Raw genomic sequence first — 21,505 nt, 5'->3', positions numbered from 1 at the left:
GCCGGTGCGGTCGGCCTTCACCCGGTAACCACCATGCTCGATCCCAACCATTTCAGTGCCGAGCTGCAGACGCTGCTGGCCAACTATGCCGGCAAGCTGCTGCAGTCCGGGGCACCCGGCCACGACGAACTGCTGACCGGCCGACAGCGGATCCATGCCCGCTGGCAACCGGTGCTGGACGAACTGAGCCAGCTCGGCACCCAGGCCCTGCTCGGCCGCTGCGAAGAGGCGCAGAACCTGCTGCATGAAAACGGGGTCACCTTCAACACCTACGAGGACGACCCGGGCCGGCTGCGCTCCTGGCAGCTCGACTGCCTGCCCTTCGTGCTCGGTACCGAGGAATGGGAACAGCTGGAGCAGGGACTGAAGCAGCGCAGCCGGCTGCTCGAAGCGCTGGTGGAAGACATCTACGGCGAACGCCGCATCCTGCGTGAAGGGTTGCTGCCGCCCGAGCTGATCTATACCCACCCGAGCTTCCTGTTTCCCGCCGCCGACGATACCCCGCCCCCGGATCGGCCGCTGGTGATCTTTCACGGCACCGACCTGGTACGCCACAGCGACGGCCAATGGCTGGTGCTGGGCGACTGGACCCAGTCCCCTTCCGGTACCGGCTATGCCCTGGAGAACCGCATCACCCTGGCCCGCGCCCTGCCCAACCTGTACCGGGAAGCCCCGCTCAAGCGCCTGGCCGGCTTCCTGCAGGCCCAGCTGCGCAGCCTGGCGGCGCTGTGCCCCAACCAGCGCGAGCAGCCCAACATAGTGCTGCTCTCCCCCGGCCCCGGCAGCCCCGGTTACTTCGAGCATGCCTGGCTGGCCAACTACATGAACTGCTCACTGGTGGAAGGCGCCGATCTGGTGGCGCGCGACGGCCAGGTGTCCATGCGCACCCTGGGCGGACTCAAGCAGGTGGACGTCATCGTGCGCCAGATCAACGACCCCTGGTGCGATCCCCTGGAGCTGCGCGGTGACTCCCTGCTGGGCGTGCCCGGCCTGATGCAGGCGGCGCGCAACGGCGAGGTGGCCATCGCCAACGCCCTCGGCGCCGGTATCCTCGAACACCCGGCCCTGGCCGGCTACCTGCCACAGCTGTGCCGCCATCTGCTCGGCGAGGAACTGCAGTTGAAAGGCCGCGACACCCTCTGGTGCGGCGAGGCCGCCCGGCTGGCCCAGGTGCTGGCCGAGCCCGGCCGCTGGTGGCTGCGCGACGTACAGAGCCCGGCGCAGATCATCCGCCCGGAGCAGCTCGCCCCGGATGACCTGGCCTCCCTGCACCGGCGGATGCAGCGCTATCCCCACCTGTTCGTGGCCCAGGCCCGGCTCAGTGGCGCCACCGCGCCGGTGTTCGACGTCAGGACCCGCCAGCTCGAGCCGCAACCGGTCAACCTGCGGCTGTTCAGTCTGGTGGAGCCCGACGACATCCACAAGCCGTCCGGCGAACGGCACTACCGCATCATGCCCGGCGGCCTGGCCTGGGTGGGCGAGCCCGGCACCCCGCTGATGGAAAGCCGGACGGTGAAGGACATCTGGGTACTGGCACCGGTGCCCCAGCCCCATATCAGCCTGCTGCGCCAGGCCCACGGCCCCATCGTGGTCACCCGCGACGGCCAGGATCTGCCCTGCCGGGTGGCCGACAGCCTGTTCTGGATGGGGCGCTACGGCGAACGGCTGGATATCCGCTCCCGGCTGCTGCGCGAGGCCTTTTCCCGGCTGCTGCAGGAAGATCAGGGCGACGCGGGCGACAGCCTGATCCCGGACCTGTTCACCGCCCTGGAGCTGACCTACCCCAGCCCCGAGGAACTGGCCGCCCTGTACCGGGAGCAACCCGCCCGCCACCGCTTCAAGCAGGATTATATCTTCCTGCGCCAGCGCCTGCTGGAGCTGTTCAGCGAGGAGCACCCGGACGGTCTGCCCTGGCTGTTCAACCACTTCCTGCGCAACTGCCGGGCGGTGCGCGACCACCTGGGCGACGACGCCTGGCGTACCGTCAACAGCCTGCGCCAGAAATTCAACGACATGCCCCGCGACCAGGGCGCCATGGGCGGCCAGCGCCACCTGGAGGGCGTGGTGACCGACCTGGCCGCCTTCTTCGGCCTGTGCAACGAGACCATGCCCCATCACTACGGCTGGCGCTTCCTCGACCTGGGCCGCTTTATCGAACGGGTCATCTGCAGCCTGGAACTGCTCAAGCTGGCGCTGCTCACCGCCCGCCGCCCGGGCATCCCGCTGTGGGAAGTGGTGCTGGCCACCACCGACAACCTGACCGTGTACCGCCGCCGCTACCGCTCCCAGCTGCATCCCTCGGCCATTCTGGATCTGCTGCTGTTCGACGAGACCAATCCGCGCTCGGTGGGCTACATGCTGCGCCGGCTGGAGCGCCAGATTGACAAGCTGCCCCAGCCCGAGAACATCCCCTACCGCAATCAGGAAACCCGGCTGGTGATCCAGGCCTCCAGCACCCTGCACCTGGTGGACATCAGCCGGCTCGGCGATCTGGAGCACTCGAACGAGGCGCGGGACGTGCTGAGCGGGCTGCTGGACAGCCTGCTGGCGCCGCTGTCGGAGCTGTCCAACGCCGTCTCCCACAGTCATTTCAGCCATGCCGAGGCGCCCCGCCAGCTGGTGACCATGCAGAAATCCGTGTAAGGATGCCGACCATGCATTATCAATTGCGCCACACCACCCGTTACGATTATTCCGCCGAGGTGGCCCTGAGCCACAATGAAGCCCGGCTGCTGCCGCGGGAGCTGTCCTGGCAGCGGGTAGAGCAGACGGACACGGTGATCCATCCCACCCCGGTCCGGCTGCGGGAGCGGCGGGATTTCTTCGGCAACCGGGTCGGCTATTTTTCCATCCAGGAGCTGCACGACAGCCTGGAAGTCACCACCACCAGCCGGATCACCACCAGCCCGCGCCCCCTGCCCGACAACGACTATTTCATCACCTGGGAGCAGGCCATCGAATGCCTGCGACAAGGTACCGAGTGCCTGGATGCCCGGCTGTTCATGCTCGACTCCGATTTCGTGTCAGCCGATCCCGCCCTGGCCGACTACGCCCGGGCCAGCTTTACCCCGGGGCGCTCGCTGGTGGACGCCATCTATGCCCTGAACCTGCAGATCTTCAACGAGTTCACCTACGACCCGGAACACACCACCATCGCCACTCCCATCCTCGACGTGCTCGCCAGCCGGCGCGGGGTGTGCCAGGACTTCGCCCACCTGGCCATCGGCTGCCTGCGCTCGCTGGGGCTGGCGGCGCGCTATGTGAGCGGCTACATGGAAACCCTGCCGCCCCCGGGCCAGCCCAGGCTGCAGGGCGCCGATGCCACCCACGCCTGGCTGGCGGTGTTTATCCCCGGCTGGGGCTGGCTGGAAATAGACCCCACCAACGGCTGCCTGCCCGACGAGCGCTACATCATCCTCGGCTGGGGCCGGGATTTTTCCGACGTGACCCCGCTCAAGGGAGTGATGACCGGCGGCGGCAATGATCGGCTGACGGTGGCGGTGGACGTGATCCCGCTGGCGGACGAAGCCCCTGTCTGAACCGGGTATTCGGCACTATAGTGAACAGAATCAATATCTTGATTCCGCACGGAGAGACTTATGCGCCTGTTTGCCGCCCTGTTGCTGTTGCTCAGCACCGCCCTCTTTGCCCAGGACTACCGGGTCGACACCCTGGCCGAGGGCCTGCATCATCCCTGGGGCCTGGCCGAACTGCCCGACGGTGACATCCTGGTCAGCGAGCGCCGGGGCCGGCTGCTGCGGCTGACCGAGGGCGGCACGCACAGCGAGATCCGCGGCCTGCCGGACATCGCCGCCGCCGGCCAGGGCGGCCTGCTGGATCTCGCCCTGCACCCGGACTTCGCCGACAACCGCTGGCTCTACTTCAGCTACAGCCAGCCCGGGCGGGGTGGCGCCGGCACGGCGGTGGCCCGGGCCCGGCTCGCAGGCGACCGGCTCGAGCAACTGCAGGTGCTGTTCGAGCAGCGGCCCAAGACCTCGGGCGGCGCCCACTTCGGCTCGCGCCTGGCCTTCGACCCCGACGGCTACCTGTTCATCACCACCGGCGATCGTTTCCACTCCCGGGATCAGGCCCAGCGGCTCGACAGCCACCTGGGCAAGATCCTCCGCCTGCACGACGACGGCCGGGTACCCGCCGACAACCCCTTCGTCGGCCAGGCCGGTGCCCTGCCCGAAATCTGGAGCTACGGCCACCGCAACGTGCAGGGCGCCGCCATCCATCCGGCAACCGGCGTGCTCTGGGCCCAGGAGCACGGCCCCCGGGGCGGCGACGAGGTCAACCTGATCAAGAAGGGAGCCAACTACGGCTGGCCGGTGGTGACCTTCGGCGAGGAATACGGCGGCGGCCGTATCGGCCAGGGCAGCCGGATGGCGGGCATGGAGGACGCGCTCTGGGTGTGGGTGCCGTCCATCGCCCCCTCCGGCATGATGTTCTATACCGGCGAGCTGTTCCCCCGGTGGCGGAACCAGCTGTTCGTCGGCGCCCTGGCCGGGCGCAAGCTGGTGCGGCTGGAGCTGGACGGCGACCGGGTGGTGCAGGAGCATCACCTGCTGAGCGAGCTGAACAGCCGGATCCGCGCCGTGGTCCAGGCCGGCGACGGCGGCATCCATGTACTGACCGACGAGACCGACGGCAAACTGCTGAAGCTGCTGCCGGCACAATAGGCTGATTTTCGGTTTGAATTGCGTTAACCTTTAACAACTGTACTTTTTATTTGTTATTTTTGTGAACAATAAGGGACGCAACATGAGTCAGAAAATATGGAATGTCTACCTGTCCGGCGAGATCCACAGCGACTGGCGTGAACGCATCATCGACGGCGCCCGCGCCAGGGGACTGGCCGTGCAGTTCAGCTCGGCGGTCACCGATCACGACGCCAGCGACCTGGTGGGGGTGAATATCCTGGGCAGCGAGGAAGACCCCTTCTGGCGCGATCGCAAGGCCTCCGGCATCAACAGTATCCGCACCTCCACCCATATCAACAACGCCGACCTGGTGGTGGTGCGCTTCGGGCCCAAGTACAAGCAGTGGAACGCCGCCTTCGACGCCGGCGTTGCGGTCGCCCGGGGCAAACCCGTCATCACCCTGCACGACGCCGAGCACGACCACGCCCTGAAGGAAGTGGACGAAGCCGCCAAGGCCACCTGCCGCCACCCGGAGCAGGTGGTGGACATCCTGGCCTACCTGCTGTCCTGATACCCAAGGAGCGGGCCATGGTCTCCGCTTATTTTGTTTGCTGTGCCGGTTTTTGTCGGTTTCTGCCGGCCCGGCCCGGGTGATTCAGCTTTTTCTGTTTTACACTGGCGGCTTCCCCCATACAGGATGTACCCCATGAAGAACTGGATGGCCGCACTGCTGCTGCTGTGTCTGAGCCCGCTGGCCCTGGCCGCCGAGCCGGTGTGGATAGACGTCAGAACCGCCGAGGAATACCGGCAGGAACACCTGCCCGACGCCGTGAACATTCCCCATACCCGCATCGCCCGGGGCGTGACCGAGTTATATCCGGACAAGCAGACCCCGCTCAACCTCTACTGCCGCAGCGGCAACCGCTCGCAGATGGCGCGGGAAGCCCTGCAGGCCCTGGGCTACCGGAACGTGGTGGATCACGGTGCGCTGGAAACCCTGAAGGCTGCCGGCATGGAAACCCGCAGCGCGGCGGAACAAGGCGAACCCGCACCGTAGCGGCCCGCCTACCCGGAACCGACGCCCCCCGATGCCGGGGCCCGGCCTGATGGAACAATGCTGAACACGCCGATGCTCCCTGAGCCCGCCGTGTTCAGTGTTTGTCGAGTTCGTGCTCGCGCAGGCCCACCTTGAGCACCCGGTCGCCGTCCACGTCAGCCACCGTCCACACCATGTCGTAGCGGATGAAATGGTCGCCCACCACCGGGTGGCCGCTGTTGTGCTTGAGCATAAAATCACCCAGGGTCAGCCCCACCTCGCTTTCGTCCACGTCCACCCCGTACATCAGCGCCACGTCGCCCATGCGGGCACCGGCGTCGAGGATAAAGTCGCCGAAGAAGGCCCGGGCCTTGCTGCGCGCCGCGTCCAGATCACCGCCGAACATGTTGTTCAGGGTTTTCAGGTGGTTGCTGCGGCCGATCACGCACAGGGTATCGTGCATCGCCAGCCGGGTACTGCCCGAGGCCGGCAGCAGGTTTTCGCCCCGGAACACCGCCGCCACCCGGCAGTGGGGCGGAAAGGTGAGCTGGCGCACCACCACACCATCGATGGACTCGCTGTCCACGGTGTAGAGGAACATCTCGAAGTCGTCCTCCTGAAAGATGCCCAGCATGGAGCGCCGCTTGGGCGCCGGCTCGGGCGGCACCTCCACATCCAGCAACCGCGCCATTTGCGGCAGGGTCGAACCCTGTACCAGCAGCGAAATCAGCACCACGAAAAAGGCCACGTTGAACAGCATCGAACCTTCGGGAATGCCCGCCATCAGCGGGAAGATAGCCAGCACAATGGGCACGGCGCCGCGCAGCCCCACCCAGGAAATAAAGCCCAGCTCACGGAGGTTGAAACGGAAGAAGGGCACCAGCGATGCCAGCACCGCCAGCGGCCGGGCCACGAAAATCAGCGCCAGGGCGATCAGGCTGGCGGGAATGGCCATGGCCCACATGTCGGAGGGCGAGATCAGCAGCCCCAACACCAGGAACAGGCCGATCTGGCTGAGCCACGCCAAGCCGTCGTACACCGGCAGAATCGCCTCCATGTGGCGCAGCCGGGCATTGCCCAGCACCAGGCCGGCCAGGTACACCGCCAGGAAGCCGCTGCCCGCGAGGAAGGCCGTCAGCGCGAACAGCGCCAGACCGAAGCCGGTCACCAGTATCGGATACAGGCCCGAGGCCAGCTCCACCCGCTTGATCAACTGCACCAGCATGAGGCCGCCCAACAGGCCGGCCACGGCGCCCACCCCGAACTGGGTGAGCAGGAACAGCAGCGCATCGCCGGCGCCGTCCATTTCTCCGGTGATCAGGCCGATCAGGGTCAGGGTGAGGAAGATGGCCATGGGATCGTTGGTGCCCGATTCGATTTCGAGCGAGGCCCCCACCCGCTGGTTGAGGTGCATGCCCTTGCCGCTCAGCAGCGAGAACACCGCCGCCGCGTCGGTGGAGCCGACGATGGCCCCCAGCAACAGGCCATGCATCCAGCTCAGATCGAGGATATAGACGGCGATAAGGCCGGTGATGCCGCTGGTGATCACCACCCCCAGGGTAGCCAGACTGAGCGCCGGGCGCAGGCCGACCCGGAAGGTTTCCATACGGGTACGCATGCCGCCGTCCAGCAGTATGATGGCCAGCGCCAGGTTGCCGATGCCATAGGCCAGGGAATAGCTTTCGAACTCGATGCCGCCGGGCCCGCTTTCGCCGGCCAGCATGCCGATAAACAGGAAGATCAACAGGATGGGAATACCGGAGCGGGCCGACAGCAGGGTGGCCAATACGCTTAAACAGAGTAAAACCCCGGACAACAAAAACAGGTGCTCGATATTATTCAACTAGGCAATTCCGGCAGGGTTTAGATGGTGTAGTTATATCACATTCACCCCGGCCAGATAAAAATGAATTTTTAGTTAAAAATTAAAAATATATATTCATTTACAGGCAGCCGTTATGGTTCCGGGACGGCCCGAGAGCGGCCCCGGCGTGTCCGCCGCGACATCAGCGTACCTCGCCCTGCCCAGCCCGTCCGGCCGCTTGCTGCAACGCCTTCTGGTGCAGATCGAGATCCGCCTCGCCGAACAGTACGAAGCGGATCCGCCGCACCGACTTCAGTCGCGCCAGCTCGCCCAGTATGGTGGTAAAGGCCACCCCGGCCGCCTCCGCCATCGGATAGCCGAACACCCCGGTGGAAATGGACGGAAAGGCCAGCGAAGCGAGGCCCTGTTGCTCGGCCAGTTGCAGTGCGTTTCGATAACAGGACGCCAGCAGCGCCGCCGACGGCTGGTCCACCCCGTACACCGGTCCCAGGCAATGGATGACATGGCGGTTGGGCAGCCGGTGGCCGCCGGAGATCACCGCCTGCCCGGGCCGGATCGGTGCCAGCGCACGGCATTCCTGCTCCAACTCCGGCCCCGCCGCCCGGTGAATGGCCCCGGCCACGCCGCCGCCCGTGCGCAGTTCGGCGTTGGCCGCATTGACGATGGCCTCCATGTCCGGCTGGTCGGCGATATTGCCGCGGACGCATTCGATGATCACCCCCTGAATCTGCAGACTCATCATCGTCTCCTCCCGGTTGTGCTACACCTCAAAGCGTACGGCAAAAAACCGCAACCGGCGACGCCTTACCCTGTCGTCCGCCCGGCAACGCGACCGAAAACGGTCGATACTTGAACCACGCCCACGGAAAATCACCGGGTTCACCGCCATGCCGCCGGCTGAAAGAGCAACGCAATGCACTCCAACCCCCTGGGAGCACATCCATGCCCGCAAGACTCCAGAGCGAAATACCCGATATCCCGGCGGCTCCCTCCCCAAATCAGGCGTTTCTGCTAAGCTGGCGCCATCGTTTTAGATGACAGGCACAGGAGAAAGGGCTGGCGATGATCATCACGCTGAAGGTAACACTGCTTTACGGGCTTAATGCCAAACACCCCTGGGAAGGCTCCCTGGAGCTGGAAGAAGACACCACCTTGGACAAGCTGCATGATATTATCCGACGGGTAGTCAATTTCGACGACGATCATCTCTACGAGTTCTTTATCGCCCTCACTCCAACGAGCCGGGATCAAAGCTGTTTCGACGACGAAAACGAAAAGGTGTACAGCACCACCATCGGCAGCCTGTTCCCGCTGAAGAACAAGCGCAAGCTGTTCTACCTGTTCGATTATGGAGACAGCTGGACCTTCCAGATCGCCAAAACCCGGAAGAAGCCGTTCGCGGCCGTTGACGGGGTGCACTACCCCCGCCTGCTCGAGGAAAAAGGGCAAAAGCCGGAGCAATACCCGGGCTGGGATGACGACTGGGAAGAGGAATAATACGTTGCGCCGACTCGGCCAGGAGCGACCTGGTGACCGATCTCCGGGAAAAGGCGGCTCAACTGCGCGCAGGCGGAGATCCATGACCCTTTGCACCGAACCCCCGCCTTCGCTGAAGCGATAACCGAGCGACGACGATTTGCCGGCGGCCTGTTATCATGACGCTCGATGTCCGTTTTTATACCGGGGAATCATGTCGTTACTGTCCATCGAACCCATTACCGAGGCTGCCTGGCCGCAGATCCTGGCGCTCCAGGCCCGGTGCTACCAGGAGCTGGCACCCGAAAGCGAAGCGGTGCTGCGCAGCAAGTGGCGCGCCTCCCCCGCCACCTGCCTGCAATGCCGGGACCAGGGCGGCGCCCTGCTCGGCTACCTGCTGAGCCACCCCTGGCCCCACGCCGGACTGCCGGCCCTGCACCGGGAGTATGAAATAGCGGGCCCCAGCGATCGGCTGTACCTGCACGATCTGGCGGTCAGCCCCCGGGCCCACGGCCTGGGGGTGGGCAAGGGGCTGGTGGCGGCGCTGCTCGACCGCGCCCGGGCACAAGGGTTCGCGCGCGTCAGCCTGGTCTCGGTGCAGGGCTCCGAAGGCTTCTGGGCCCGCTTCGGCTTCCGGCCCCTGCGCAATGCCGAACTCTGCGCCAGCTACGGAGACGACCCCAGGGCCATGGCGCTGGAACTTTAGCGCGCCCTATGGTTTAAGGTTGAAGCAAGGACCAGCATTGGGGCGCGGGCGGCCCGCCCGCATGAATATGCCGCCATATTTCCCGCTGCGCGGGAAGTCAGGCGGGCCGCCTGCGCCCCGCCACCCCTGTCAGTAATCGAACCCCGGCTGGGCCTTGATGCCGGCCTCAAAGGCGTGCTTGACCGGCTGCACTTCACTCACCGTGTCCGCCAGCTCGATAATGGCGCGGTGGCAGGCACGGCCGGTGATCACCACGTGCTGGTGGGCGGGGCGGTGTTTCAGGGCGGTCAGCACCCGCTCCAGCTCCAGGTAGTGGTAACTCACCATGTAAGTCAGCTCATCCAGCAGCACCAGATCGATGGCCGGGTCGGCCAGCAGTCGCTCGGCGTCGGCCCAGGTCTGTTCGGCGGCGGCGATGTCCTGCTCCTTGTTCTGGGTTTCCCAGGTGAAGCCGGTGCGCATCACGAAAAAGGGCACGCCCGCCGGCTCCAGCAGGTTGCGTTCGCCGCATTCCCAGGCCCCCTTGATAAACTGCACCACCGCCGCCCGCTTGCCGTGGCCCACCGCCCGCGCCACAGTGCCGAAGCCGGCGGTGCTCTTGCCCTTGCCGTTGCCGGTCAGCACCAGCAGCACGCCCCGCTCCTCGGTGGCGGCGGCTATTTTGGCGTCCACCTTTTCCTTCAGCCGCTGCTGGCGCTCCCGGTGGCGCCGGGCCTTGGTCTGCTCGCGGTCGTCTTGTTCACTCATGTTTTTATCCTTGTTGTATCGAAGCCAGTAGCAGCTCCAGGTTGAGGTGTTGTTCCAGGGTATCCGCCAGCCGCTCCAGGCTCTGCTCGCGCAGGGCGTCCCGGTCCGGGGACTGCCGGCCGCTCTGGATCCCGGCCCAGGCCAGCAGCCGGTCGCAGGCCTCCGGGTGGTCGAACAGGCCGTGCAGATAGGTACCGAGCACCTGGCCATCGTCCGACAGCAGGCCGTCCGTCGCCGTCTCGCCCCCGGCGCGGACCAGCTCGAAGGGCCGCTCGCCCGGCGCCAGCAGCCGGCTTTCGCCGCAGTGGATTTCATAGCCCCGCACCGGTACCCGGCCGCCCGCCAGTCGCAGGGTGCCGGTGACGTTGCGCAGCTGTTTGTGGTCTTTTAACTCGGTCTCCAGCGGCAGATAACCCAGGCCCCGGCTTTCGCCGGCCTCGCCTTCGAGGCCCAGCGGATCCCTGACCCGCTGGCCCAGCATCTGGTAGCCGCCGCAGATGCCGAGCACCTTGCCGCCGTAGCGCAGGTGGCGCGCCAGGGCCCTATCCCAGCCCTGGCGGCGCAGCCAGGCCAGATCGGCGCGCACCGCCTTGCTGCCGGGCAGGATAATCAGGTCCGCCGGCGGCAGCCGGCCGGGCTCCTCGCTGCTGTGTACCAGGGTCAGTTCCACCCCCGGATGCGCCCGCAGGGGCTCGAGGTCGGTGTGGTTGCTGATCCGCGGCGCCACCAGGGCCAGCACCCGCAGCGGCTCGGCCTCGGCGCTTCGGCTGGTGGTGCGCATGATGGCGTCTTCGGCGTCCAGCCGCAGATCGGTGAGATAGGGCAGCACCCCCAGCACCGGCTTGCCGGTGAGCCGCTCCAGCATGGTCAGGCCGTCCTGCAGCAGGCGGAGGTCGCCGCGAAAGCGGTTGATCACAAAGCCCTTGATGCGCGCACGCTCGGCGTCGCTCAACAGCGCCAGGGTGCCCACCAGTTGGGCGAAGACCCCGCCCTTGTCGATGTCGGCCACCAGTATCACCGGGCAGTCCACCTCCTCGGCGAAGCCCATGTTGGCGATGTCGCCCTGGCGCAGGTTGATCTCCGCCGGGCTGCCCGCCCCTTCCACCAGCACCAGCTGGTGTTGGCCGCACAGCCGCCGGTAGGAGTCGAGGATGGCGGCGAAGAGCCGCGCTTTATTCTTGTTGAGGCTGTCGGGGCCGAACAGCTCGCTCGCTTCCACCGAGGACAGCGCCCGCCCCTGCAGTATCACCTGGGCGCGGGTGTCGCTCTCGGGCTTGAGCAGCAACGGGTTGAAGTCGATCTGCGGCGCCAGTAAACAGGCCGCCGCCTGCAGTGCCTGGGAGCGGCCGATTTCGCCGCCGTCGACGGTAACGGCGCTGTTCAGCGCCATGTTCTGAGGCTTGAACGGCGCCACCCTGATGCCGCGGCGGGCGAACAGCCGGCCCAGCCCCGCCACCAATGTGGTCTTGCCCGCGTCCGAGGCGGTGCCTTGCACCATCAGGGTCAGGGCCCGGCCGTCCGGGCCGGGAGGGAGAGAGAAAGGGTCAGGCATGGGGGTCTTCCTTGGGTGATAAAGGGTCATTGGCGCGCCAGGGCCCCGCCCAGGGCGCGAAAGTAGCGGCCGAAGGCGGCGTTGCAGCGCGCCCGTTGCCCACCCCGGGGATAGAGGCCCTGCTCGGCCTCGGCACTGGCGCGGGTACCCTTGACCAGAAAGGTGTTCTTGATGGGCGCGTCCTGCACAAAGGCCTCGAAGGCACGGGCGCACAGCTCTTCCGGCTGGCTGTAATACAGGATGCCATGGCGCCGGTCCGCCTCGGCCGAGGCGCGGAACAGCTCGCTGGGCTGCTCGCCCGTTTCGTCCAGCAGCACCGCCTGGAAGCAGTCGAACAGCGCCTGGTTGAGCGGGTGCGCCACCCGGGCCGCCTCGTCCAGCCAGGCGCGGGAGGCGAAAACGTTGGGGCCGGTGCCGGTAAAGGCCTTGTCGGCCATATGGTGGTCGAAGGCGTGGAACCACTCGTGGGCGATGCTGCCCGGGCCGGCGTTCTTGGCCAGGGCGAAGCTGCGGCTGGCCGGGTTATAGTGGGCCGAGACCCCGGGCCGGCCGCCGATGCCGTATTGCAGGCTCAGGGTGCCGCGCAGGGAAACCAGCTGCTCCGGCCCCTGCAGGATCAGCATCAGATCGCACAGGGCGTTGTAGAACAGGCCCGCCGCCCGCTCCCGCTCGGCCCGGGTGACCCAGCGGCCGAGCTCGATGGCGCGAAAGTCGAAGCGCCGGCGCAGGGCCACGAAATCCACCCCCTCGCCGCCGTGTATCGGCCCCCGGCGATAAAAACGATCGGTGTTGTGTTCGCCCGCCATGGCGCCGGCTCCCTGCTGCTGTTCGGTCGAGCACGGGATTGTACCGGTGGGAACCACGTACTGACAAACCCTGGGGTGCCGGACGGGCTTCCCCCTCCCCTCGGGCTCATTGAGCCACAGGAAGACTGAGCGACTGAAACCAAGGGGAGCATCGGGGTGGAGTGGTTGGTGATGACCGTCAGACCCGCTGGTGATGGGGTGACACCCCCACCCAGCCTCCCCCTCGCTTGTGCCCCGGCGCCATGCTGGCGGATCGGCGGCCAGGGGGAGGGGCTGTTCGGTGGCGGCGGAAAAAACGCATCTCACCGAACAGCCTTGCCTCTGCGCGGGGCCACCGTGCCGGCGGCTATTCGTCCACCACCATGGCGAAGCCGCCGTAGATCAGCCGCTTGCCGTCGAAGGGCATGGGGTTGACCTCGGGCTTGAGCCGTGGATCTTCCATCACCCTGGGCATGGCCTGGTCGCGCACCTCGCGGGAGGGCCAGAGAATCCAGGAAAATACGACAGTCTCGTCCTCCCGGCACTTCACCGCCATCGGGAAGGAGGTCAGCTCGCCCTGGGGCACGTCGTCGCCCCAGCATTCCACCAGCCGCAGGGCGCCGTGCTCCTTGAACACCTCGGCGGCGGCGCGGGCATGGTGGATATAGATCTCCTTGTTTTGGGTGGGCACGGCGGCCACAAATCCGTCTACATAGTTCATTTTTCGTCTCCTTGTCGGTCCTTGGGCGGCAGCTCGCGCACCGGCCGCAGCTCTATGCTGCCCAGCCGGGCCGGAGGGATGCGGCCGGCCAGTTGCAGCGCCTGGTTCAGATCCCGGGCCTCCAGCAGGTAGAAGCCCGCCAGTTGCTCCTTGGTTTCGGCGAAGGGGCCGTCCGAGATCAGCACCTCGCCGTCGCGCACCCGCACCGTGGTGGCGTTGGCCACCGGCTGCAGGGCCTGGCCGGCCACGAAGTGGCCCTGCTCGCTCAGCCGCTCCACGCAGCGGATGCATTCCTGGTTGAGAGAATGCCATTCCCGCTCGGACATGGCGTCGACCCGGCTTTCCCGGTAGTACACCAGCGCCAGGTATTTCATGATGGCCTCCCCTGGCCGCCGGCCTGCTCGCAGCTCACCATCCAGTCGATGCCGAAACGGTCGGTCGCCATGCCGAAGCGGTGCGCCCAGAAGGTCTCGGCCAAGGGCATCTGCACCCGGCCGCCCTCGGCCAGGGCCTGGAACACCTGCTCGGCCCGGGCCGGCTCCGGAAACTCCAGGTGTATCGACACCCCCTGGGGCGGCTGGTAGCAGTCTCCGGCGGCGTCGCTCGCCATCAGCAGGCGGCCGCCCAGGTTCAGCCGGGCATGGGCGATGTGCTGCTGGCAGTCGGCCGACACCTCGGCCGCCGCCGGGGTCTCGGCATAGGGCAGCATCATCTCCAGTTGCCCACCCAGCAGCTCGGCATAAAAGGTCATGGCCTCCCGGCAGCGGCCGGCGAACACCAGGTAGGTGGCCACGCCGGCCGGCAGTTTGGCCATCCGTTCGCCCAGCGTCCGGTGCTGGTCGATGGCCGCCCCCGGGGTGAAGTCTTCCAACTGGTAGTAGGGCCGCAGTTCCAGGGTGACGTCGCCGTCGAGCCGGGGCCACTGCCGCGCCCAGGCGATCGCCTCTTCTTTGGAGGCCACCTCCAGCACCGAAAAGCCCGCCAGCAGTTCCTTGGTCTCGGCGAAGGGGCCGTCCGTTACCGTCGGCTCGCCGTTGCGAAAGGAAATACGGCAGCCTTCGCGGCTGGGCTTGAGCCCTTCGCCGGACACCAGTACCCCGGCCTGCACCAGCCGCTCGTTGTAGTCCGCCATGGCCTGCAGCAGTTCCTCCGAGGGCATCACGCCCTGCTCGGTGGCGGCGTCGGCCTTGCGCATCAAGATGAATTTCATGGTGGTTCTCCCGTGGTGGTTCGCTTGTGGTTATCAATAAGTCGCGCGGGCCGAGGGCAAATCGACAAGGGTCGGTCATTTTTTTCCGTTTTTTTCGGATACCCCGTCCAGCTCCCGCAGCCGCCGGGCCAGGAAGCGGCGCTCCGGCTGCTGGCGGCACAAGTCCAGGGCGCGCCGGTAGGCGGCCCGGGCGGCGGCGTGCTGCCCCGCCCGGCGGTAGAGATCGGCCCGGGCCGCATGGTAGAGGTGGTAGCCCTGGATGGCCTTGTGGCCGCCCAGCTCGTCCAGCAACGCCAGTCCCCGCGCCGGGGTGTCGGCCATGGCCAGGGCCACCGCCCGGTTCAGGGCCACCACCGGCGAGGGCTGCAGCCGGTACAGCGCCTGGTACAGCTCGGCGATGCGGGGCCAGTCGGTGTCCTGCGGGCGGGAGCTCTGGGCATGCTCGGCGGCAATGGCCGCCTGCAGGCCGTAAGGCCCCACCGGTTGCCGCCAGGCCAGCGCCAGCAGGTCGAGCCCTTCGTCTATCTGGGTCCGGTCCCACAGACGGCGATCCTGCTCTTCCAGGGTGACCAGGTCGCCGGCGGCGTCCTGCCGGGCGTACTTGCGGGCATCGTGCAGCAGCATCAGCGCCAGCAGGCCAAACACCTCGCCGGCGGGCAACAGCTGCGCCAGCAGCCAGGCCAGGCGGATGGCCTCGGCCGAGAGACCCAGATCCAGCACCTGCTCGCCCTGGCTGCTGGAGTAACCCTCGTTGAACATCAGGTACACCACCTTCAGCACCACCGCCAGCCGTTCGGGCAGGGCGGCGGCTTCCGGCACCTCGTAGGGAATGGCCGCCGCGCGGATCTTCTGCTTGGCCCGCACGATGCGCTGGGCCAGGGTGGCCGGCCGCTGCAACAGGGCGCTGGCCACCTGCTCGGTGGTCAGGCCGCAGACTTCGCGCAGGGTCAGGGCCAGCTGGGCCTCGGTGGCCAGGGCCGGATGGCAACAGGTGAAGATGAGCCGCAGCAGATCGTCGTCGATGCCGGCTGCCTCTTCCGCTGGCAACACCCAAGGCTCCTCATCGTGCTGCGGTTGCAGCCGTTGCCGGCGTCGCAGTTGGTCGATGCCCTTGTGGCGACCGGTGCCGATCAGCCAGGCCAGGGGCTGTTCGGGCAGGCCCTGCTGCGGCCATTGCTGCAGGGCGGCGGCGAAGGCCTCCTGCATGGCCTCTTCCGCCAGATCGAAGTCGCCCAGCAGGCGGATCAGGGTGGCCAGCACCCGGCGGGAGTGCTGGCGATAAAGATCATCGAGGGTCTGGATGGCGGGCATGGGCGTCTCTCTGGTTAAACACCGGTTCAGTGTAGGCCAGGGCGGGGCGGGCGGCCCGGGTGGTCGGCGCTGCAACACAACGGTCATAAAACTGTCGTATTGTAATAAAACCGTCATATTCTCTCGGCATAGTGGCGCCAACTTAAGCCGATGAGAAAGCATGATGAACCTGGAATCCACCGCCGTTCCCGGAGCCGCAGGCGACACCGCCCAGTCGAACTGGCTGTCCTGGCTGCTGGTTGCCGTTCTGATTTACGTGCTGCTGGCCGCCGTGGGCGCCATCGGCGACGGCTTCAAGGCCGCCACCGGCAGCAACGCCAAGGAGCTGTTCGCCTTCGCCTCCAACCCGGCCATCGCGCTGATTATCGGAGTGGTGGCCACGGCGCTGATCCAGAGCTCCAGTACCGTCACTTCCATCATCGTCGGCATGGTGGCCGGCGGCCTGCCCATCGCCATCGCCATTCCCATGGTAATGGGCGCCAATATCGGCACCTCGCTGACCAGCACCCTGGTCAGCCTGGGTCATATCCGCAACGGCGAGGAATTCCGCCGGGCCTTTTCCGCCGCCACCATCCACGACAGTTTCAACATCCTGGCGGTGGCCATACTGCTGCCCCTGGAGCTGCTGTTCCGTCCCCTGGCCACCGCCTCCGAATACCTGGCCGGGCTGCTGGTGAGCGATGCCAGCGTCAGCATGAGCAACCTCAACTTTATGAAGACCCTGCTGGCGCCGGCGGGCAATGTGCTGGACACCGCCACCGGCTGGCTGCCGGGTATCTGGTCGGGGGTGGCGCTGATCCTGGCGGGCATCGGCCTGATCCTGCTGGTGGTGACCCAGATTGGCCGCATACTGCGCACCCTGATGGTGGGCCGGGCCATGCAGATACTGCACAGCGCCGTGGGCCGGGGCCCGGCGTCCGGCATGGCCTCGGGCACCCTTATCACCGTGCTGGTGCAATCCTCTTCCACCACCACCTCGCTGATCGTGCCCCTGGCCGGCACCGGCGTGTTTTCGCTCAAACAGGTCTATGCCTTCACCCTGGGCAGCAACGTGGGCACCACCATCACCGCCCTGCTGGCCGCCACCGCCATCACCGGCGCCTCCGCTCTGGTGGCGCTGCAAATCGCCCTGGTGCACCTGCTGTTCAACCTGCTGGCCATCGCCCTCATCTACCTGCTGCCCTTCCTGCGCCAGGTACCGGTGCGCATGGCCGAGACCCTGGCCCAGCAGGCCCAGCGTAACAAGGGCTATGTGGTCGCCTATATCGGTGGCGTCTTCTTCGCCCTGCCGCTGGCCATGGTGGGCGTCAGCCAGCTGTTCTGATGGCCTCGCCCCGCCGGGCGTAGCGCCGGGCCAGCACGGCGCACGCCATCAGCTGGATCTGGTGAAAGAGCATCAGCGGCAGCAGCGCCGGGCCCAGCATGGATCCGGCAAACAGCACCTTGGCCATGGGCACCCCCGTGGCCATGCTTTTCTTGGAGCCGCCGAAGACGATGGTGATCCTGTCTTCCCGGTTAAACCCCAGCCGCCGCCCCAGCCAGGCGGTGAGCCCCAGCACCAGGGCCAGCAGCAGGCAGCACACCGCCGTCAGCAGCGCCAGCCGCGCGGGCGACACCGCATTCCACAATCCCTCCACCACGGACGCGCTGAAGGCGGTATAGACCACCAGCAGGATGGAGCCCTGATCCACCTTGGACAACAGGGCCCGGCGCCGGTCCACCCAGCCGCCGATACGGGGCCGCAACAGGTGGCCCGCCACGAAGGGCAGCAGCAACTGCAGGCTGATGGCGCCGATGGCCTCCAGGGTAGAGCCGGCCGCCCTGTCCGCCTGCACCTGGAGCAGCAACCCCGCCAGCACCGGCGTAAGCAGGATGCCGAGCAGGCTCGAGGCCGAGGCGCTGCACACCGCCGCCGGCACATTGCCCCCGGCCAGGGAGGTAAAGGCGATGGCCGACTGTACCGTGCCCGGCAGTACGCACAGGAACAAGACGCCCAGGTAAAGCGGCTCGCCCAGCAGCGGCAGCAGCACCGGCCTCAGCGCCAGCCCCAGCAGCGGAAACAGCACGAAGGTGCAGCCGAACACCAGCAGGTGCAGCCGCCAGTGGGTGGCGCCGTCGATGATGGCCCGGCGCGACAGCCTGGCGCCGTGCATAAAGAACAGCAGGGCGATGGCGGCAGTAGTAACCCCCTCGCAGAACAGCGCGCCCTGGCCCCGGGCCGGCAGCAAGGTGGCGGCGGCCACCACCGCCAGCAACGTCAGGGTGAAATTGTCGAACAGCAATCGCAAATGGCCGAGCATGGCAGGCTCCGGGTTGAGTCGGTAAAAAAGTCACTGTACCCTGGACTCCAACCGGAGTTTGTCGGCAAAAGAAGATGAAGTATCGCCAAACGGACAAAGCCAGCGCATTGCTAGGGCAACTGGAGCAGCTCAGGGCCCTGCCCCGCCCGGTGCTGGGCCATATTCACTCCCTGCCCAACCAGGCCATAGACAGGCCCCATCGCCACCCCTGGGTGCAGCTTTCCTACGCGGAGCGCGGCGTGGTGACGGTGGACACGCCCGCTGCCCGCTACCTGGCGCCACCCAGCCTGGCGGTGTGGATACCGCCCGGCCTGGAGCACGGCGTGCGGCTCGGGCCCGGCACCCGCATCCGCAGCCTCTATATCGCGGCCGATGCCCTGCCGGCGCGGGCCTGCCAGGTGCTGGAGATCAGCCCCCTGCTGCGGGAGCTGATCGTCGCCTTCAGCCACTTTCCGGTGGAATACGACGACGCCGGCGCCGAGGGCCGGCTGGCGCGGGTGCTGCTCGACCGGCTGGCCGCCGCCCCCAGCCGCGATCTGGTGCTGCCCTGGCCGCGGGATCCACGGCTGCAGCCCCTGTGCCGGCAACTGGCGGCGCAACCGGACTGCCCCCAGCCGCTGGGCCATTTCAGCACCCAACTGGGGCTGAGCGACAAGACCCTGAGCCGGGCGTTCAAAGCCGACACCGGCATGAGCTTTCGCCAGTGGCGCCAGCGCTGCCGGCTGCTGGCCGCCCTGCCCCTGCTGGAGCGGGGCGAGCGCATCACCGACGTGGCCCTGGCCTGCGGCTACGACAGCCTGTCCGCCTTTATCGCCGCCTTCCGGGCGTTGCTCGGCCGTACCCCGGGGGACTATATGCCGCCAGGCTGACGGCGTTCAGCTCCCCGGCAAGGGCCACCCTTTGCGCCGATAATTAAAGTGCCCGCCCGGCACGAGGCGGGCATGACACCGGCTCTTGCGGAAGGAGAACATCATGCATGCGAGCATACGCAGGTACAAAACCCGGCCCGGTGCGGCGGAAGAACTGCTGCAGCGGGTCAACGCGGGATTTGCCGCCATCATCAGCCAGGCGCCCGGCTTTCTCGCCTACTACGCGCTGAACGCCGGCAACAATGTGGTGGTATCGTTCAGCCTGTTCGACAGCGCCGACACCGCCGCCGCCTCCAACCGGCTGGCCGCCGACTGGGTCAGGGAGAACATCGCCGCCCTGGTGGTGGCCCCGCCCGAGATCAGCGGCGGCCCGGTCACCACCATGATCACCGCCCGGTCCGGAACGACGGAGGACGAAAGCCTGAATATCTGACAGCCGGGCGGATGCCGGCCCCGCAGGTTGGGTGACAAACTCATTTGTCATAGCCGAAGAAGTCGACCAAAGGGTCCACTCCGCCGACACGCTTCAAGCACGTCCATGTGACGCTCGGCACATGCCATCCCTGGCATGTGACGGTCGGTGGGGCGGTTCCCTTTGGCCACCTCCCCAGCCTGGGAATTACGTTTTTAGGCGTTCAAAGGGGTATCGGCAGTCGGCGGCTTTTTACCCACCCAACGGCAGCGCCGTGCTGTACTTGATCTGCTCCATGGCGAAGCTGGAGGTGATGTCCGACAGCCCTTCGGTGCTGGTGATCAGCTTCTTGTAAAAGCGGTCATAGGCATTGATATCGGCCACCACTACCCGCAGCAGATAGTCCCAGTCGCCGGACATGCGGTAGAACTCCACCACCTCCTCGAAGGCGGTCACCGTCTCGGCAAAGCGGGCCAGCCAGCGGCTGTCGTGGCGCTGGGTCTTGATCTGCACAAACACCGACAACCCGAGCCCCAGCCGCTCGCCGTCGAGCAGCGCCACCCGGGCGCGGATATAGCCCTCTTCCTCCAGCCGCTTGACCCGCTTCCAGCAGGGCGTGGTGGACAGATTCACCGCCTCGGCCAGATCCTTCAGCGCCAGGGTCGCGTCCTGCTGCAACAGGGCCAGGATCCGCCTGTCGAAAGTATCCATTCTATTAAACCTTAAATAAATAGGAAAACTTTCCAAAAAATAGCACCCATGACGGAAAGAAGGAAAACTTATTTCCCGAAGACGGGGATACAATTTCCGCCTACCGCCACCGGGAACCCGACCATGAACCACTGGATCCGTACCGCCCTGCGCACCCTCTCCAGCGACCAGCTGCGCACCTCCGACACCCACCTCTACCGGCTGGATATCCCCGGTCTCAGGGGCGTCGACATCTACCTGAAGGACGAGAGCACCCACCCCACCGGCAGCCTCAAGCACCGGTTGGCCCGCTCCCTGTTCCTGCACGCCATCTGCAGCGGCAAGGTTCGCGCAGGTACCCCGGTGGTGGAAGCCTCCTCCGGCAGCACCGCGGTGTCGGAGGCCTACTTCGCCCGGCTGCTGCAACTGCCCTTCACCGCCGTGATGCCGCGCCACACCACCCGCAGCAAAATCGCCCAGGTGGAGCGGCTGGGCGGACGCTGCCATTTCGTGACTCATGCGGGCGAAGTCTATGCCGAAGCCGAGCGGCTGGCGCGGGAGTGCAGCGGCCACTACATGGATCAGTTCACCTACGCCGAGCGGGCCACCGACTGGCGCGGCAACAACAACATCGCCGAGAGCATCTTCCGGCAGATGGCGGAAGAGCCCCACCCGGTGCCCAGGGCCATCGTGATGAGCGCCGGCACCGGCGGCACTTCCGCCACCCTGGGCCGCTATATCCGCTACCTGGGGCTGGACAGCCGGCTGGTGGTGGTGGATCCGGAACATTCGGTGTTCTACGACAGTTACCGCACCGGCAACCCCGGCCTCACCAGCCAGGCCGGCGGCCGCATCGAGGGCATAGGCCGGCCACGGGTGGAGGCCTCCTTCCTGCCCGAGGTGATCGACGAGATGATCAAGGTACCGGACGCCGCCAGCATCGCCACCATCCACTGGCTGGAACACATCCTGGGCCGCAAGGCCGGCGGCTCCACCGGCACCAACCTGTGGGGCGCGCTGCAACTGGCCCGGCGCATGCAGGAGGCAGGCGAGCGGGGTTCCATCGTCACCCTGATGTGCGACGGCGGCGAGCGCTACCTCGACACCTACTACAATCCGGACTGGGTCGCGGCGCATATCGGCGATATCGCCCCCTACCGGCAGCAGCTGGCGGAGCTGGGTTAGGCAAGGGACGCCCCCGGCATCTCGCCGGGATTTGCCG

22 protein-coding genes are annotated in these 21,505 nt (G+C 66.7%); 11 read left to right on the top strand and 11 right to left on the bottom strand.

The annotated features are described in order from the left end of the window. Positions 1-33 precede the first annotated feature (33 nt). The 5 genes from C7H85_RS01375 (at position 34) to C7H85_RS01355 (ending at position 5,700) form a co-directional block, all read left to right on the top strand. The gene (locus C7H85_RS01375; RefSeq protein ID WP_106727928.1) at positions 34-2,643 is read left to right on the top strand and encodes a circularly permuted type 2 ATP-grasp protein; all 2,610 of its coding nucleotides are present in this window, start codon (positions 34-36) and stop codon (positions 2,641-2,643) included. Between the two features lie 11 nt (positions 2,644-2,654). After that, complete coding sequence (locus C7H85_RS01370; protein WP_106727927.1) at positions 2,655-3,539, top strand: transglutaminase family protein; 885 nt, start codon at positions 2,655-2,657, stop codon at positions 3,537-3,539. A 60-nt stretch (positions 3,540-3,599) separates the two neighbouring features. Next, positions 3,600-4,682: a PQQ-dependent sugar dehydrogenase gene (locus C7H85_RS01365; protein ID WP_106727926.1), complete on the top strand. Its 1,083-nt coding sequence runs from the start codon at positions 3,600-3,602 to the stop codon at positions 4,680-4,682. A gap of 82 nt (positions 4,683-4,764) precedes the next feature. Then, positions 4,765-5,214, top strand: coding sequence for a YtoQ family protein (locus tag C7H85_RS01360; RefSeq protein ID WP_106727925.1), 450 nt, complete (start codon positions 4,765-4,767; stop codon positions 5,212-5,214). A gap of 135 nt (positions 5,215-5,349) precedes the next feature. Continuing rightward, positions 5,350-5,700 carry a rhodanese-like domain-containing protein gene (locus C7H85_RS01355; RefSeq protein ID WP_245879530.1) on the top strand — a complete coding sequence of 117 codons (351 nt, stop codon included), beginning with the start codon at positions 5,350-5,352 and terminating at the stop codon, positions 5,698-5,700. 94 nt (positions 5,701-5,794) lie between these two features. Here the strand turns inward: C7H85_RS01355 and C7H85_RS01350 are convergent, their stop codons facing one another. Further along, positions 5,795-7,522 (bottom strand): potassium/proton antiporter, encoded by a 1,728-nt coding sequence (locus C7H85_RS01350; RefSeq protein WP_106727923.1) that lies wholly within the window; start codon positions 7,520-7,522, stop codon positions 5,795-5,797. Between the two features lie 163 nt (positions 7,523-7,685). Further along, complete coding sequence (locus C7H85_RS01345) at positions 7,686-8,243, bottom strand: macro domain-containing protein (protein ID WP_106727922.1); 558 nt, start codon at positions 8,241-8,243, stop codon at positions 7,686-7,688. Between the two features lie 323 nt (positions 8,244-8,566). Between C7H85_RS01345 and C7H85_RS01340 the strand changes: the two genes are divergently transcribed. Beyond that, entirely contained in the window at positions 8,567-9,001 is a 435-nt protein-coding gene (locus C7H85_RS01340) for an IS1096 element passenger TnpR family protein (protein ID WP_106727921.1), read from the top strand. Between the two features lie 193 nt (positions 9,002-9,194). Continuing rightward, entirely contained in the window at positions 9,195-9,686 is a 492-nt protein-coding gene (locus C7H85_RS01335; RefSeq protein WP_106727920.1) for a GNAT family N-acetyltransferase, read from the top strand. Between the two features lie 129 nt (positions 9,687-9,815). On the opposite strand, the gene cobO is transcribed toward C7H85_RS01335, so the two are convergent. The 7 genes from cobO to C7H85_RS01300 all read right to left on the bottom strand — a co-directional run bounded on the left by cobO (position 9,816) and on the right by C7H85_RS01300 (position 16,012). Further along, positions 9,816-10,433, bottom strand: a complete 618-nt coding sequence (gene cobO / locus C7H85_RS01330) for a cob(I)yrinic acid a,c-diamide adenosyltransferase (RefSeq protein WP_106727919.1) — start codon at positions 10,431-10,433, stop codon at positions 9,816-9,818. A 4-nt stretch (positions 10,434-10,437) separates the two neighbouring features. Next, positions 10,438-11,985, bottom strand: coding sequence for a cobyric acid synthase (locus tag C7H85_RS01325; protein ID WP_245879529.1), 1,548 nt, complete (start codon positions 11,983-11,985; stop codon positions 10,438-10,440). Positions 11,986-12,011: 26 nt separating this feature from the next. Then, positions 12,012-12,791, bottom strand: a complete 780-nt coding sequence (locus C7H85_RS01320; protein ID WP_106727918.1) for a CLCA_X family protein — start codon at positions 12,789-12,791, stop codon at positions 12,012-12,014. Positions 12,792-13,137: 346 nt separating this feature from the next. Continuing rightward, positions 13,138-13,491, bottom strand: coding sequence for a DUF1428 domain-containing protein (locus C7H85_RS01315; protein ID WP_106727917.1), 354 nt, complete (start codon positions 13,489-13,491; stop codon positions 13,138-13,140). Further along, positions 13,488-13,865, bottom strand: coding sequence for a YciI family protein (locus tag C7H85_RS01310; RefSeq protein ID WP_106727916.1), 378 nt, complete (start codon positions 13,863-13,865; stop codon positions 13,488-13,490). The genes C7H85_RS01315 and C7H85_RS01310 overlap by 4 nt, the downstream gene beginning before the upstream one ends. Beyond that, complete coding sequence (locus tag C7H85_RS01305) at positions 13,862-14,701, bottom strand: YciI family protein (protein ID WP_106727915.1); 840 nt, start codon at positions 14,699-14,701, stop codon at positions 13,862-13,864. Before C7H85_RS01305 ends, C7H85_RS01310 begins: the two co-directional genes overlap by 4 nt. Before the next feature lie 75 nt (positions 14,702-14,776). Further along, positions 14,777-16,012, bottom strand: coding sequence for an RNA polymerase sigma factor (locus C7H85_RS01300; RefSeq protein ID WP_106727914.1), 1,236 nt, complete (start codon positions 16,010-16,012; stop codon positions 14,777-14,779). 163 nt (positions 16,013-16,175) lie between these two features. On the opposite strand from C7H85_RS01300, the gene C7H85_RS01295 reads away from it, so the two are divergent. Beyond that, positions 16,176-17,336, top strand: coding sequence for a Na/Pi symporter (locus C7H85_RS01295; protein WP_106728589.1), 1,161 nt, complete (start codon positions 16,176-16,178; stop codon positions 17,334-17,336). Here the strand turns inward: C7H85_RS01295 and C7H85_RS01290 are convergent. Then, complete coding sequence (locus C7H85_RS01290; protein WP_210433566.1) at positions 17,320-18,294, bottom strand: bile acid:sodium symporter family protein; 975 nt, start codon at positions 18,292-18,294, stop codon at positions 17,320-17,322. The two genes, C7H85_RS01295 and C7H85_RS01290, sit on opposite strands and share 17 nt — an antisense overlap. Before the next feature lie 92 nt (positions 18,295-18,386). Here C7H85_RS01290 and C7H85_RS01285 point away from each other — a divergent pair, with 92 nt between their 5' ends. Together C7H85_RS01285 and C7H85_RS01280 are read left to right on the top strand one after the other, a co-directional pair. Next, the gene (locus C7H85_RS01285; protein ID WP_106727912.1) at positions 18,387-19,181 is read left to right on the top strand and encodes an AraC family transcriptional regulator; all 795 of its coding nucleotides are present in this window, start codon (positions 18,387-18,389) and stop codon (positions 19,179-19,181) included. A 103-nt stretch (positions 19,182-19,284) separates the two neighbouring features. Further along, positions 19,285-19,614, top strand: coding sequence for an antibiotic biosynthesis monooxygenase (locus C7H85_RS01280; RefSeq protein WP_106727911.1), 330 nt, complete (start codon positions 19,285-19,287; stop codon positions 19,612-19,614). A 231-nt stretch (positions 19,615-19,845) separates the two neighbouring features. On the opposite strand, the gene C7H85_RS01275 is transcribed toward C7H85_RS01280, so the two are convergent. Continuing rightward, a complete protein-coding gene (locus tag C7H85_RS01275) occupies positions 19,846-20,304 on the bottom strand; it encodes an Lrp/AsnC family transcriptional regulator (protein ID WP_106727910.1) in 459 nt (152 codons plus the stop codon). Positions 20,305-20,427: 123 nt separating this feature from the next. On the opposite strand from C7H85_RS01275, the gene C7H85_RS01270 reads away from it, so the two are divergent. Next, complete coding sequence (locus tag C7H85_RS01270) at positions 20,428-21,468, top strand: PLP-dependent cysteine synthase family protein (RefSeq protein ID WP_106727909.1); 1,041 nt, start codon at positions 20,428-20,430, stop codon at positions 21,466-21,468. The last annotated feature ends 37 nt before the right edge of the window (positions 21,469-21,505 follow it).

The organism is Zobellella endophytica, from assembly GCF_003012775.1.
Taxonomy (GTDB): domain Bacteria; phylum Pseudomonadota; class Gammaproteobacteria; order Enterobacterales; family Aeromonadaceae; genus Oceanimonas; species Oceanimonas endophytica.
This window is presented reverse-complemented; position numbering and strand designations above follow the sequence as displayed.

Bases quoted from the DNA above. Each gene is read 5' to 3' on its own strand.
- C7H85_RS01360 (WP_106727925.1), top strand. From the start codon at position 4,765: ATGAGTCAGAAAATATGGAATGTCTACCTGTCCGGCGAGATCCACAGC.
- C7H85_RS01325 (WP_245879529.1), bottom strand. From the start codon at position 11,985: ATGCCTGACCCTTTCTCTCTCCCTCCCGGCCCGGACGGCCGGGCCCTG.
- C7H85_RS01300 (WP_106727914.1), bottom strand. From the start codon at position 16,012: ATGCCCGCCATCCAGACCCTCGATGATCTTTATCGCCAGCACTCCCGC.
- C7H85_RS01345 (WP_106727922.1), bottom strand. From the start codon at position 8,243: ATGAGTCTGCAGATTCAGGGGGTGATCATCGAATGCGTCCGCGGCAAT.
- C7H85_RS01315 (WP_106727917.1), bottom strand. From the start codon at position 13,491: ATGAACTATGTAGACGGATTTGTGGCCGCCGTGCCCACCCAAAACAAG.
- C7H85_RS01365 (WP_106727926.1), top strand. From the start codon at position 3,600: ATGCGCCTGTTTGCCGCCCTGTTGCTGTTGCTCAGCACCGCCCTCTTT.
- C7H85_RS01295 (WP_106728589.1), top strand. From the start codon at position 16,176: ATGAACCTGGAATCCACCGCCGTTCCCGGAGCCGCAGGCGACACCGCC.
- C7H85_RS01285 (WP_106727912.1), top strand. From the start codon at position 18,387: ATGAAGTATCGCCAAACGGACAAAGCCAGCGCATTGCTAGGGCAACTG.
- C7H85_RS01375 (WP_106727928.1), top strand. From the start codon at position 34: ATGCTCGATCCCAACCATTTCAGTGCCGAGCTGCAGACGCTGCTGGCC.
- C7H85_RS01270 (WP_106727909.1), top strand. From the start codon at position 20,428: ATGAACCACTGGATCCGTACCGCCCTGCGCACCCTCTCCAGCGACCAG.
- C7H85_RS01340 (WP_106727921.1), top strand. From the start codon at position 8,567: ATGATCATCACGCTGAAGGTAACACTGCTTTACGGGCTTAATGCCAAA.
- C7H85_RS01310 (WP_106727916.1), bottom strand. From the start codon at position 13,865: ATGAAATACCTGGCGCTGGTGTACTACCGGGAAAGCCGGGTCGACGCC.
- C7H85_RS01370 (WP_106727927.1), top strand. From the start codon at position 2,655: ATGCATTATCAATTGCGCCACACCACCCGTTACGATTATTCCGCCGAG.
- C7H85_RS01275 (WP_106727910.1), bottom strand. From the start codon at position 20,304: ATGGATACTTTCGACAGGCGGATCCTGGCCCTGTTGCAGCAGGACGCG.
- C7H85_RS01305 (WP_106727915.1), bottom strand. From the start codon at position 14,701: ATGAAATTCATCTTGATGCGCAAGGCCGACGCCGCCACCGAGCAGGGC.
- cobO (WP_106727919.1), bottom strand. From the start codon at position 10,433: ATGAGTGAACAAGACGACCGCGAGCAGACCAAGGCCCGGCGCCACCGG.
- C7H85_RS01335 (WP_106727920.1), top strand. From the start codon at position 9,195: ATGTCGTTACTGTCCATCGAACCCATTACCGAGGCTGCCTGGCCGCAG.
- C7H85_RS01280 (WP_106727911.1), top strand. From the start codon at position 19,285: ATGCATGCGAGCATACGCAGGTACAAAACCCGGCCCGGTGCGGCGGAA.
- C7H85_RS01355 (WP_245879530.1), top strand. From the start codon at position 5,350: ATGAAGAACTGGATGGCCGCACTGCTGCTGCTGTGTCTGAGCCCGCTG.
- C7H85_RS01320 (WP_106727918.1), bottom strand. From the start codon at position 12,791: ATGGCGGGCGAACACAACACCGATCGTTTTTATCGCCGGGGGCCGATA.